Consider the following 12,808-nt stretch of genomic DNA (forward strand, 5'->3'; position numbering starts at 1 on the left):
TTTTTAGGTTATATAATTCTTAATATATTAAAAAATCATATTTATTATAAATTATAAAAATATTAAACTACATTTGCACCCAATTTGAATAAAAACCTGAAAGTCATCAAATTAAACATGACTTTTTATATTGCTTTACTATGAATACTAAAAAAATTGCTGAGTACAGAAAATTATTAAACGTAGACAAAAACGTTACTCTAAAAGAGTTAAAAACTATTTACAGAAACAATATGAAGGAAGATCATCCTGATACTATTGCTGATGCAGATGAGAGATTAATTGCTGAAGAAAAAAGTAAAAACGTTATTGAAGCGTATCACTTTTTAGTTAGTATTGCTCCAGAGACTCAAGAAAAAGTAAAAGACGCTTACGAAGCGACTATAAAAAACTTCAATATCGGAGATTTTTATATGGACAAAACTGTTTTATACATTCAATTTCTTGATGGTTCTAAGTTTGAATACTTTGGTGTTCCAAGAAACACTTATGTAAAAATGGTTAATGCTGAATCACCAAGTCGTTTTGCAAGAAGACATGTTTATACAAACTTTTTATACAGAAGTTCTAGTAAATTAGTTGCTGCAGAATAATTAACATAAAATACACTTTAAAACCCATCATAGAAATATTATGGGTTTTTTTAGCTCTAATTTTAACAATTGTTTATCTAATTATTTAATTTTCTATCTTTGATATACTAACCAATAAATTATATTAAATATGGAAATTAATTTCTTAGCTGTTCTAGTAGCAGCATTATCAAGTTTTGTTGTTGGATTTATTTGGTACAATCCAAAAGTATTTGGAACAATTTGGATGAATGAAATTGGCATGACAGATGAGAAAGCAAAAAAAAGCAATATGCTAAAGATTTTTGGATTCACTTTCATCTTTGCATTTATGTTAGCGTTTATGATGCAAGTGTTGACAATTCATCAATTTGGAGCTTTAGGCATGATAGGTGGAGACACTACTAAAGCACTACCATCATATCAAGCATTTATGACTGATTACATGGATGCTTTTAGAACTTTTAAACACGGTGCTTTTCATGGTTTTTTCGCGGGTCTATTCTTAGCATTGCCAATTGCTGCAACTAATGCACTTTTTGAACAAAAATCTTGGAAATACACCTTAGTAACCGCTGGTTATTGGATTATTGTTATGACATTAATGGGAGCCATAGTTTGCGGTTGGAAATAAGTAAAAATGAAAAAAGGGAAGCATTAAAAAAACACTTCCCTTTTAATAACCAATGAAATAACTACTCTTTAATTGACAAAGTAACCGGATTTTCTCTTAAACTTTTATTAGCAACAATTATAGTTGTTTCTTTGTTACCTAATAAAATTTTATCTTTATTATTATTTTTGTACATCTGCAATTTAAATCTATCTAAATTAACCAATGTAGCATCAGTAAAGTCATTAAAATTATTTAACGATAAATTTAAGGCTGATAATTTAGTTAATTTATCTAGAGAAGGAATTGTACCTTTTAATTGATTATCAAATAAACTTAAATTTTCAAGTTTAGTTAAATTAGCTATATTTTCATCAAGCTCACCAACGAAAAAATTACTATTTAAAAGCAATTCTTTCAGGTTTTTTAAATTATATAAACCTTTAGGTAAATTTCCTTCAAAGTTATTATTAAACAAAGACAAAATTTCAAGATTCTTAAGACCTTATATGTTGTTTGGTAAACTTCCTGAAAACTGATTCATAAAAAGCTCCAAACTAACCAAACCCGAAGCTAAACTTATACTTTCTGGTAAATTTCCGGTAAACATATTAAATGATATATTTATATGCTTTATTGTTTGAATCTTAAATAATTCTGAAGGAAAATGCCCTTTTAAATTGTTTTTAAAAACATTAAAACTTTCCAAATATTTTAAATCTTGAATCGAACTCGGAATTGATCCTACTAAATTATTGGAAGACAAGTTTATGCTTACAATTTTATCATCAACAACTGTAACTCCATACCAAGTTGATATAGGTTGATTAAAATCCCATTTTTTAATCCAGTTATCACCGTTTGTAGCAGTGTACAAATCTAAAAGTGCATTTTTTTCGTTTCTAGAAACAGATGCAAATATTGATGAAGACATCAATAATATAATCATTAAGAATAGTTTGTAAGTTTTCATAATTTATAAATTTAGGGACATTTATACTGCTAATGTAGTAGTCTAATTTTTAACTCAAAAACGATTCCGCTTATATTTTACAAAAACCTTAAAGAAATACGGGAAAACCGTAAATTTTTATACAATATTCCTATCTATTACGGGAAAACCGTAAACAATCATCAGTTATATACGGTAGAATAATAAAAATTCCTTAAAATAATTAACTATAAGAAACGGTTGTTTTATATTTGAAAAAAAAAAAGCTATTAAGACATTTAAAATATATAATTCAGTAAAAAACCTTCCTACTGAATGGGATTTAATTGCACAAAAAAATATTTTTCTATCCACAGCTTATTTGTTGGTTTTAGAAAAATCTGCTCCAACAAATATGCAATGTAATTTCATTGGAATCTTTAAAAATGAGATACTTGTAGGAATTAGTTTGACGCAGTTTTTAAATTTAAACTTATTAGAATCCTTTGGCGAAAGAGACAATTGCATAAAAACTTCTGTTCGAAATTTTGTCTTTAAAAACTATTGTTCACATGTTTTATTTATTGGCAATAACATGCTAACAGGACAAAATGCTTTTTCTAAATCAGATAAAATTTCAACTATTGAAAGCATTGAAATTTTAAAATTAGCCGTTGAAGATTTAAAAATTCAATTTAAAGAACAAAAAACTAAAGTTCATTTGACTGTTTTTAAAGATTTTGACACTGACTCTTCCGCTGAACTTATTCCGGTTTTAAAAGATTATTACAAATTTACGACTCAACCTAACATGTTGTTTTCTATTCCAAAAGAGTGGAAAACCGAGCAAGAATATATAGATGCCTTAAGTAAAAAATACAGAGACCAATACAAAAGAGCTAGAAAGAAAATAGTTGATGTTGAAAAGCGAAAATTATCTTGTGAAGACATTAAAAAATATGAGAATACAATTAACGAATTATACCATCATGTAGCGAAAAACGCACCTTTTAATACGTTCTTTTTAGCAGACAATCACTTTTGTGAATTCAAGAATACGGTTGATGATAATTTTTTATTCTATGGCTATTTTTTGAAGGATAAAATGATTGGATTTAACACATTAGTCAAAAATGGTAAAGCAATGGATACTTATTTTTTAGGCTATGATGACACCATTCAACGTGAAAAAATGCTGTATTTAAACATGTTGTACGACATGATTGCTTATTCAATTAAAAAGGAATTTAAAGAAATTGTATTTGCCAGAACTGCCTTAGAAATAAAAAGTTCGGTTGGCGCACAACCTAAAGAAATGTTTGGGTTCTTGAAACATTCAAATCGATTAATTGATAAAGGAATTAGTCAATTATTTTGTTATTTAGAGCCAAAAACAGAATGGAAAGCAAGAAGTCCATTTAAATAATTTCAATCACAAAGTTAGATTTTGAATCAAGTTCAGAATTACAAAAATGTACAAAAATTTGAAATTTTACGAAAAATATAGCCCAGATAGTAATGAAAAGCAAAACGGCTGAAAACGATAATTTTGTATAAAAAAAAGAGCGACTAAAAGAAGCTCCTTTTTTTATAAACAAAATGTTGTTTTTTGATGTTTTCTTGTAATGAATAGCTGGATAAAGCTACATATTATCAATATCTGCTTGAACGTTTTCCCAATCTTCTAACAACTTATCTAATTCTTTCTTTTTCTTTTCATAAGCCATGAAAAAAGCTGCGTTTTCAATTAACTTGTTGTAATTAGAAGCCAATTCTTTATCGTCTTTTTGAATATTAATTTCTAATTCTTTTATTTGACTTTCTATTTTACTTAATCGATTTTGAAGCGATTTACTCTTCTTTTGATCTTCGTATGAAACTTTATTATTTGTTTTCGGTTCTTCTTTTTTAGCTACGTCTTTTTTCTCGACTTCACGCATATTTTCCATGTTGCGTTGTTCTAAAAAGTAGTTAATGTCACCCAAATATTCTTTTATTTTTTGATCTTTGAATTCATAAACTAAGTTAGACATTCCTTGCAAGAAATCTCTATCGTGAGAAACCAAAAGTAGCGTTCCTTCAAATTTTTGTAAGGCTGCTTTTAAAACATTTTTGGATTTGATATCCAAGTGATTTGTTGGCTCATCCATTACCAAAACATTAATAGGTTGCAACAACAACTTACACAAAGCCAAACGATTACGCTCACCACCAGAAAGCACTTTTACTTTCTTTTCTACATCATCTCCACCAAATAAAAACGAACCTAACATGTCACGAACTTTAGCACGATTGGTGTCAGTTGCAGCGTCTTCCATTGTTCTTAATAATGTAATTTCGCCATCTAAATATTCCGCTTGATTTTGAGCAAAATAACCTAATTGCACATTGTGACCTAATTTAATTGTTCCTTCATATTTGAATTCGTTAACAATTGCTTTAATGAAAGTCGATTTTCCTTGACCATTTTGCCCAACGAAAGCAATTTTACTTCCACGTTCCACTAATAATGAAATGTCTTTTAAAATTGTTTTATCACCATAAGCCTTTGTTACATCTTCTGCTTCGATTACAACTCTACCTGGAACCTGTGAAACAGGAAAAGAGATATTCATAACAGAATTATCATCTTCATCAACTTCAATTCGTTCTACTTTATCAAGTTTTTTGATAAGTGATTGTGCCATTGATGCCTTAGAAGCTTTTGCTCTAAATTTTTCAATTAACTTTTCAGTTTCTTCAATCTTTTTAGATTGATTTTTTTGAGTAGCCAATTGTTTTTCACGAATTTCGTGACGTAACTCAAGATATTGCGAATATGGTTTATTAAAATCGTATGCTTTTCCTAAAGAAATTTCTATGGTTCGGTTTGTTACGTTATCTAAAAACATTTTATCATGCGAAACAATAACAACAACTCCAGCAAAATTTCTTAAGAATCCTTCTAACCAAATGATACTTTCAATATCTAAGTGATTTGTTGGCTCATCTAATAGTAAAATATCGTTAGTTTGAAGTAAAAGTTTAGCTAATTCGATACGCATTCTCCATCCACCAGAAAAAGTAGAAGTAAGATTGTTAAAATCTTCCCTTTTGAAACCTAAACCTAAAAGTATTTTTTCAGTATTTCCTACATAATTATAACCTCCTAGAATTTCATAAAGATGTGTCAAATCACTTAATTCTTCAATTAATTCGGAATAACCTTGACTTTCATAATCTGTTCTAGTCAGTAATTGATGATTGATTTCATCTATACGAAACTCTGTTTTTTTAATTTCTTCAAAAGCCTGATAAGCTTCTTCTAAAACAGTCCTTCCTTCTTCAAAATCTATATCTTGACGAAGAAAACCCATTTTTACTTCTTTTTCGGTTGCAATTACACCAGAGTCTGGCTTAAAATCACCCGCTAAGATTTTTAACATGGTTGATTTTCCTGCACCATTTTTTCCAACAAGTCCTACTCTATCTCCTGCACCTAATCTAAAAGTGACTTCTTCAAATAAAAATGTTCCACCAAAGGAAACCGATAAATTGTGTATGTTTAGCATTATAATTTGTTACAATTGTTGCAAAGATAAACCCTTCTTATTGTATCTTTGATTAAAATTTTTGCAAATGTTAAAAAAAGGATCCAAACTAAATAGTATTTTAACAGGAAGTTGTCCTAAATGTCATGAAGAAAGCATGTATTTGGACAAAAATCCATATAATTTAGGAAATATCTACAAAATGCACGAAAAATGCAGTCATTGTGGAACAAGATATAGCATCGAACCCTCTTTCTTTTACGGAGCAATGTATGTTAGTTATGGATTAGGGGTGGCATTATCAGTTGCCGCTTTTATAGTTTCTTATGTATTCTTTGGCAGCACATTAATTACATCATTTATTGCTATTGTAGCTACTTTAGTTGGACTTATGCCAGTAATAATGAGATTAGCAAGAAACATCTGGATCAACATGTTTGTTTCTTATGACAAAGATTGGAAAGAAAATAAAGGGTAAGTAAAATACTGCTTCATTACATAGATTATAGTTTAAAAACAATTATTAGATCTTAAAATTCATTTTTTTATAGATTCTTTGAATGTTTATTTCGTTTTCTAAAGGAATATTATCCGTTATATTATTGAACAATTGTGTTGCTAAATAAGGACCAAGCATTACTCCTCTCGTTCCTAAACCATTTAAAACATGTATGTTTTTATATTTGTGATGAGAGCCAACTAAAGGTCTTCTGTCTTTAACGGTTGGTCTGACACCAGCAAAATGTTTCACAATCTCAAAGTCACAAGTAATTAAATCTTTTAGATTATCTACTAATTCGTTTTTACCTTCTTCAGTTGGATTGTTTGTTTTGTCCTTCCAATCATAAGTTGCTCCTACTTTATACAAATCATTTCCGATTGGAAGAATAAATATATTTGATTTCACGACAACTTCTAATTGTAGATTAGACGCTTTAATGATAAGCAATTCACCTTTTGTTCCGTCCAATGGTAAATTGCTAAAAAATGGATTAGAATGCAATCCAAAACCCTCTGCAAAGATAATGTGTTTAGCTTGTAGATTTTTATATTGAATATAGTCCTCTTCAAATTTGATTTGATTATAATCAAATCTTTCAGAAGAATATAGATTTAATTTGATCATATATTCAGAATAAAACTTAATTAGAGTCGCAATATCTAAATAACCTGTTTCCAATACTTCACCAAAACCAAAAGAAGATTCAATATTAGTTAGTTCATCAGTTATTAAATTAGAAGCTAGAAAAGGAGCTAAATTGGGTTTATCTGCAGCTTGAAACCAATTGTTTTGTTCTTCAATTGACGCTAATCTTCTATAAATAGGAATTTTATAATCAAATTTGAAATTTAGTTTTTCTTCAATTGATTTATAAAGAGGAAAAGCAATTTCTAATTGTTCTTTAGCTTTCCACACTTCACTAAATCTTTTTAAAACTACAGGATTATATAATCCACCAGCAATTTTTGAAGAAGGCTGAGAATTATCATCAAAAACATAAACAGATTTATTGTTTTGCATTGCAATTTCTGCAAAACAAATCCCTGCTAAACCATTTCCTACTATTATAAAGTCTATCATGATGTAAAAGTAAAAACTCTTATCAAATTAATGATAAGAGTTTTAATATAATTTAAAGTTTAAAGCAATTTAGTAACTCCACATATCTTGTTCGAAGTTTCTAATTTTTTCTTTTATTCTTTCTGATTCTAATAATTGCATTTGAGCATTTTCTTTCATGTACTCACTAATTTTTCTATCTCCTTGCACATTTTCTTCTTGATAAATAGTAGCGCTAAATCTACGTGCATTTAACAAATGATCAAATGATATTGGAGCTGAAGAATTTTTGTCATTGAAAGCATAGTTTTCGTGTAAAACCTCTCTAACAGAAGGAAAAAATACCCAGAACAAATCGATATAATCTTTTTCTTCTTGACCCATTGTATAAACATCTGGGATAATTGGGCAAATACCTAACATACGGTATTTTAATTCTCCTTGTCTTTTGTCAAAGTACCATCTTCCAACAACTCTATATCCATCAACATCAAGAGACTTAAGCTCTGTAACATTAATAAATTGCTTATCTATCTCCTTACTTCCAGACTTATAAGCTTCATAGTCTTCGTTCATTTGGTCTATACCACCTGGAGTAGTATCTACTTTTACTAAAGAAGCTTCTATGTCTTTTAAAGATTTTTTTGTTGTAAAATAACTAGAATCATAAACTTCAGAAATTTTTCCAGCACGAATTCCGGCAACTAAAACACTATATAATGACTTTCTATTATCTCCTAGAGACTCATCTACAGGGTAATACATTGGAAAATTTACTCTTTCATCAAGATCAATTATTTCCCATACTGTTTTTCCAAACAAAACGTCTCTATCGTCTACATATCCATAAGGTAGAGGTTTATCATTATCAGAATTCATTTGTGCCTCTGATTTTTTACCAATCTGGTCTGGAGTTTTAGCATTTAATAGGTTTGACTGAGCCGAAACTGTAATCGTACCAAATGTTATTAATGCTAAAAATAAATTTTTGTAATTCATTATATAAAATATTAGTTTTTAATAAAACTCAAATATTGTAAAATTATTGTATTTCGTATGTACAAGCAGAAGCAGGTTTAACACCTAAGTTAATTCCAACGAAATTACCTTTAATATTATTGATAACAATAACATCACCACGCTTAGCTTTTTTGATAGCCGCTCTTGCTCTACTATCCATTCTGTTACCACTAACTTTGATAGTTGGCTCACCTGGAACTTTTATAGTAAACTCAGTTACATTAACTGAAACAGGAAAATCAAAATCTTCTAGTACAGCTGTAATTGATACAGACTCTAAGTTTGATGTAGAACCCATAGCAGCAGTTTCTCCTCTAACTTTACCAGTTGGACTAGGTAAGTTTTTAATTCTGAAAATTTTAGCATCAGAAACAGGCTTACCGTCAGGTAATTTTCCTGTTGCAGTAATTTTAACTTCAGTACCGCTTCCTGGTCGCATTACATATTTCCCTGCTCCACCTGCTGAAGATAATCCAGCGCCAGACGCAGAAACTTTGTCAGCAGAAATACCAGCAAAAGTAACAGTAATAGGGTTGTCTACTCCTCTATACACAACGTTCATTTTATCAGCAGATATTGTAGCTGAATTTGGACGTGGTACAACAACATAGTTTCCTTTAATAGGTAAACTTATAACTTTACCGTTTTCATCAAAATTAAATGAACCTGTCATCGTTTTTTCACCAACATTACCAGCTCCAAAAGAGAAAGATGCTTGACCAGACTCAGCTTTTAAATTAGCCCCATTAAGGACAACTGACTTAGCTTTTAAAGATGGATCAAATTTTCCTAATATAACTTTACCAGTTACCGCTTCACCTTGAAAATAAGCTGTTTTATCTAAAACAACAATTGGCTGATAAGCTGTTAAAGAAGCAGCAGCAATTAAGTCAGATTGAAACATACCTGCCATAATATCATTTTCAGTAGTTTTTATATCAGCTTGTAATTGAGAGAACTTTGTAATACTTGCAATAAGTGGAAATCCTTTATAGTTATAATCTAACCAAGAAAGAGTTGTACCCGCTTTTTCACTTTTAACTGGGTTTGTAGCAAACCTTTCTTCAATTTTTTTCATTTCGGTAGCTGCAATTGCACTTCCACCTACTTTTTTTAATTCACTAACGTAATTGCTTATTTTATCTAAAAATTCTTGACCTTTAGTTGAAACTTTATCACCTTTAAAGAAAAGGTCGTTTAAATCATCACCTTTGTCCATTTCTTCAAAAGGTAAATCACCATTTTCTTTTCTTTCATATTTCTTAGTAAGATCAGCTTTTAATCCTTCTAAATAAGAAGAAAAATCTGCAGATAACTTTCTGATTTTTTCAACTTTTACTTTTTTCTCACCAAACTGACCTGGTTGGTCAGCTGCTTTTTGAGCTAGTTGAGCAAATGAAGCTGAATTTCTTACTTCAGCAACAGAATTTGATTCAACTATCTTATTGTTTAAAATTCCAAAAGCCGACAATACTTCTTTTGACATATTTAATGCCAACATTGCGATGAAAACCAAGTACATTAGGTTAATCATCTTCTGTCTAGGGGTTAATTTTCCTCCTGCCATTTTGTGTTGTGTTAATTAGTTTTAATTAATAAATTTTTATTTAATAGATAAAACCAATTATCCTCTATTGCTCATTGCTGTTAACATTCCACCATAAACTGAGTTTAATGATGCTATGTTAGAAGTCATACTTTGCATTTGCTCTTTTAATTTAGATGCGTTATCAGCAATCTCTTTGTTAGCTTCAGCATTTCTGTTAGCACTTTCTAATTGTAATTTATATAAACTATTTAAAGACTCTAATTGAGAAGCTGCCATAGACATTTCTTCACTGTATTTCTTTTGAGATGCAATTGAATCTACAGTTGGTGCAATATTTTTTGCTGCTCCTTCAAAGTTTTTAATACTGTTTGACAAGCTAGACATTAAATCGCCATCAATTTTAGCTTCTTTCAACATTGTATCTAATTTTTGAGACAATAAACCTTGAGCTTCAGCTGGATTTTCTTGTTTCGCTTTTTTACCAGAAGATTCTCCTCCAGCTAATTCAGGATAAACTAGAGACCAGTCCAATTCGTTGTCAACTGGTTCAAATGCAGATAATGCAAAAATAATAGCTTCAGTTACAAGACCAAGTGTCAACATTACATTTCCAGTTAAAGGTCCTATTTCAAAGTGAATAATTTTGAATAAAGCTCCAACAATTACTACTGCTGCTCCCATACCGTAAGCAAAGTTCATCATTTTTTTACTTAAAATTGCCATAATAAATTTTTTAGTTAGTTAAGTTTTTTTTAATTTTAGTTAAGTTTAATATATAGTTTGATAATATTCTTATTGACCTGTAACTTTAGTTCCCATATAATCTTGTACAGTTCTGAAACCTATATAACTTCTTGCAGAATCTGCATATTCGAAGTCACGTGTTGCATTTTGTAGGTTGTAAGCAACATCTTTCCAAGAACCACCACGGATTACTTTACGTTGGTTTTTTCTATCCGAAACGTTTGGATTCATAGTAGAAACAAACTCATAAGCACCTGGATCATACGAAGTCTCTGTCCATTCAGAAACATTTCCAGCCATATTATACAAGTTAAAGTTATTTGCTTCCATTGATTTAGCTTCTAAAGTATATAATGCACCATCAGCAGCATAATCCCCACGATTTGGTTTAAAGTTAGCTAAGAAACATCCTCTATCACTGTGCGCATAAGGTCCTCCCCAAGGAAAAGTAGCAGATTCTATACCTCCACGAGCAGCATATTCCCACTCAGCTTCAATTGGTAATCTGAATTGATTTATTAAATCTCTACCTTTCTTTTGTTTGATATAAGAATTCTTTTTTAGAGTTCTCCAAGCACAAAAAGCTTTTGCTTGCTTCCAAGTCACACCTACTACAGGATAATCACTGTAAGCTTGATGCCAGAAATAATCATTATGCATTGGTTCATTATAAGAATAAGCAAAATCTTTAATCCAAACAGTAGTATCAGGATAAATTTCAACTGGTTCTGTTTTCTTCAAAAATGCTTTTCTTCCTTTTTGTTTTACTGCTTCATTTAAGTCAACTTCAGTATATCTAAATTTTAATTTAGCAACATCCATAGTTCTTAAACCATTATAAGATTCAGCAGCTGGCAAATACATTGAATCCATAACCTCAACATAATACTCATCTGGGTATTTTTGCGGATCAGTAAATAATTTCGGAGCTCCTTTTTTATTGTTTAACTTTCTACCTGCAAATGGATCATCATCTGTACCAATACTATAATAGTTCTCATACATGTATTTGTCGTATGGAGACATATTTGCTGGATCAGCGTCATTAAAAGCAAATTCACCAATACCTCCACTACCAGGTGCTTGACCCATCTCGTCTGCTAATATTGCTAATCTTGTTCTAATAGTTGAATCCTTCACCCAATCGATAAATTGACGGTATTCTGAGTTTGTAATCTCTGTTTCATCCATATAGAAAGAACGTACTGTTACAGTTTTAGTTGGCGCATCTTGCATGTTAGCAGGGTCATCATCGGATTTACCCATGATAAATGCTCCACCAGGAACTAATGTCATACCATATGGCTTTTCAGGATGCCATTTTTTTCCTTTAACTCCTACAAGTTCTCCTTTGTCACTTCCTCCACAACTTGCAAGGATTGAAACAAACAACGAAAATACTATGAACTTCTTCATATTAAATTTGGGTTAAAATTTTTAATTTTTTCAGGGCGTAAACCTATTTATTTTATTTGACAAAAACAATACTTTATTAAAAAAATCACAAAATTTCTTTAAACCGTAACATTTATTGTCAATAAACGCTATTATCAACTAATTATTGTGTTATATACAATTTTTTCTTTGCGCTTTCCACCATCTATTTGGAATCTCTTGCTGTGTGGCAAGAATATAATCCTCGTATGAACAGGGTAATAACGTATTTCTCTTTAACTTATTGTTCGAATCAGTGTATGGAATTTCGATCCACCATCGCTCTGAATAATTACTTTTATAAAAAATCAAATCTTCATCTTCAACAGGAACAATGTATTTTATAAAATTTTCTCTTGTTCCTATTGGGTATTCTTTAGATCTATAATGATAACCCTCCACAAAATACCACATTATTTGGGAAACCAAGACAGCCTCTTCTTTTGTATTATTATGGTTAAATATACCAAAAGATGAAATCTTATCACTAATCCCAGAATATCTTGCTAATATACATATTTCTTTTCCATTAAAACCGTTTGGAACAAAAGGATTTTTACTTCCTGAATCACTAGACTTAACTGACCTTATATCAACACTAACAATATCCGCATCCCTAAACACTGGTTCTGCGATAGTTGTGTTATGAGAAACCTCTCCTAATCTGTAAGCGTCAAAATATAATTTTTCAATTAAATCAATTTCTTCTTGTGAATTATAGTAGGTTTGATAGCCAATATTGCAATAATTAAACAGATTATTAGGCTCATCAACTATCATTTTTGACAAATAAGAGTCTGCTAATCCTTTATTTTGAATGTTTTCAAAATCAAACTTACTATCAACTGCAACAA

General features: G+C 30.1%; 12 protein-coding genes and 1 pseudogene. 4 read left to right on the plus strand and 9 right to left on the minus strand.

The window, feature by feature from the left end:
* Positions 1 to 140 precede the first annotated feature (140 nt).
* Both AACZ53_RS10265 and AACZ53_RS10270 read left to right on the plus strand, forming a co-directional pair.
* Positions 141 to 593, plus strand: coding sequence for a KTSC domain-containing protein (locus tag AACZ53_RS10265; protein ID WP_026718371.1), 453 nt, complete (start codon positions 141 to 143; stop codon positions 591 to 593).
* Positions 594 to 723: 130 nt separating this feature from the next.
* Positions 724 to 1,206 carry a DUF1761 domain-containing protein gene (locus AACZ53_RS10270; RefSeq protein WP_339837933.1) on the plus strand — a complete coding sequence of 161 codons (483 nt, stop codon included), beginning with the start codon at positions 724 to 726 and terminating at the stop codon, positions 1,204 to 1,206.
* Between the two features lie 61 nt (positions 1,207 to 1,267).
* Here AACZ53_RS10270 and AACZ53_RS10275 read toward each other — a convergent pair whose 3' ends face one another.
* Complete coding sequence (locus AACZ53_RS10275) at positions 1,268 to 1,663, minus strand: hypothetical protein (protein WP_339837935.1); 396 nt, start codon at positions 1,661 to 1,663, stop codon at positions 1,268 to 1,270.
* A 27-nt stretch (positions 1,664 to 1,690) separates the two neighbouring features.
* Positions 1,691 to 2,158: a hypothetical protein gene (locus AACZ53_RS10280; RefSeq protein ID WP_339837938.1), complete on the minus strand. Its 468-nt coding sequence runs from the start codon at positions 2,156 to 2,158 to the stop codon at positions 1,691 to 1,693.
* A 373-nt stretch (positions 2,159 to 2,531) separates the two neighbouring features.
* On the opposite strand from AACZ53_RS10280, the gene AACZ53_RS10285 reads away from it, so the two are divergent.
* Complete coding sequence (locus AACZ53_RS10285) at positions 2,532 to 3,542, plus strand: 8-amino-7-oxononanoate synthase (RefSeq protein ID WP_339837940.1); 1,011 nt, start codon at positions 2,532 to 2,534, stop codon at positions 3,540 to 3,542.
* Positions 3,543 to 3,759: 217 nt separating this feature from the next.
* On the opposite strand, the gene AACZ53_RS10290 is transcribed toward AACZ53_RS10285, so the two are convergent.
* Positions 3,760 to 5,667: an ABC-F family ATP-binding cassette domain-containing protein gene (locus tag AACZ53_RS10290; protein ID WP_339837942.1), complete on the minus strand. Its 1,908-nt coding sequence runs from the start codon at positions 5,665 to 5,667 to the stop codon at positions 3,760 to 3,762.
* Positions 5,668 to 5,734: 67 nt separating this feature from the next.
* On the opposite strand from AACZ53_RS10290, the gene AACZ53_RS10295 reads away from it, so the two are divergent.
* On the plus strand, positions 5,735 to 6,124 hold the full coding sequence (locus AACZ53_RS10295) for a DUF983 domain-containing protein (RefSeq protein WP_339837945.1): 390 nt from the start codon (positions 5,735 to 5,737) through the stop codon (positions 6,122 to 6,124).
* Between the two features lie 45 nt (positions 6,125 to 6,169).
* On the opposite strand, the gene AACZ53_RS10300 is transcribed toward AACZ53_RS10295, so the two are convergent.
* From AACZ53_RS10300 to AACZ53_RS10325, 6 genes and pseudogenes are all read right to left on the minus strand, one after another.
* Positions 6,170 to 7,228, minus strand: coding sequence for an FAD-dependent oxidoreductase (locus AACZ53_RS10300; protein ID WP_339837948.1), 1,059 nt, complete (start codon positions 7,226 to 7,228; stop codon positions 6,170 to 6,172).
* 69 nt (positions 7,229 to 7,297) lie between these two features.
* Entirely contained in the window at positions 7,298 to 8,206 is a 909-nt protein-coding gene (gldN, locus tag AACZ53_RS10305; protein WP_339837951.1) for a gliding motility protein GldN, read from the minus strand.
* Between the two features lie 43 nt (positions 8,207 to 8,249).
* A complete protein-coding gene (gldM, locus tag AACZ53_RS10310) occupies positions 8,250 to 9,794 on the minus strand; it encodes a gliding motility protein GldM (RefSeq protein ID WP_339837954.1) in 1,545 nt (514 codons plus the stop codon).
* A 57-nt stretch (positions 9,795 to 9,851) separates the two neighbouring features.
* Entirely contained in the window at positions 9,852 to 10,499 is a 648-nt protein-coding gene (gene gldL / locus AACZ53_RS10315; RefSeq protein ID WP_339837957.1) for a gliding motility protein GldL, read from the minus strand.
* 69 nt (positions 10,500 to 10,568) lie between these two features.
* Positions 10,569 to 11,936, minus strand: coding sequence for a gliding motility lipoprotein GldK (gene gldK, locus AACZ53_RS10320; RefSeq protein ID WP_339837959.1), 1,368 nt, complete (start codon positions 11,934 to 11,936; stop codon positions 10,569 to 10,571).
* A 150-nt stretch (positions 11,937 to 12,086) separates the two neighbouring features.
* Positions 12,087 to 12,808 (minus strand): annotated as a pseudogene (locus tag AACZ53_RS10325) (arginase); the annotation flags it as partial.

Source organism: uncultured Flavobacterium sp. (assembly GCF_963975005.1).
Taxonomy (GTDB): domain Bacteria; phylum Bacteroidota; class Bacteroidia; order Flavobacteriales; family Flavobacteriaceae; genus Flavobacterium.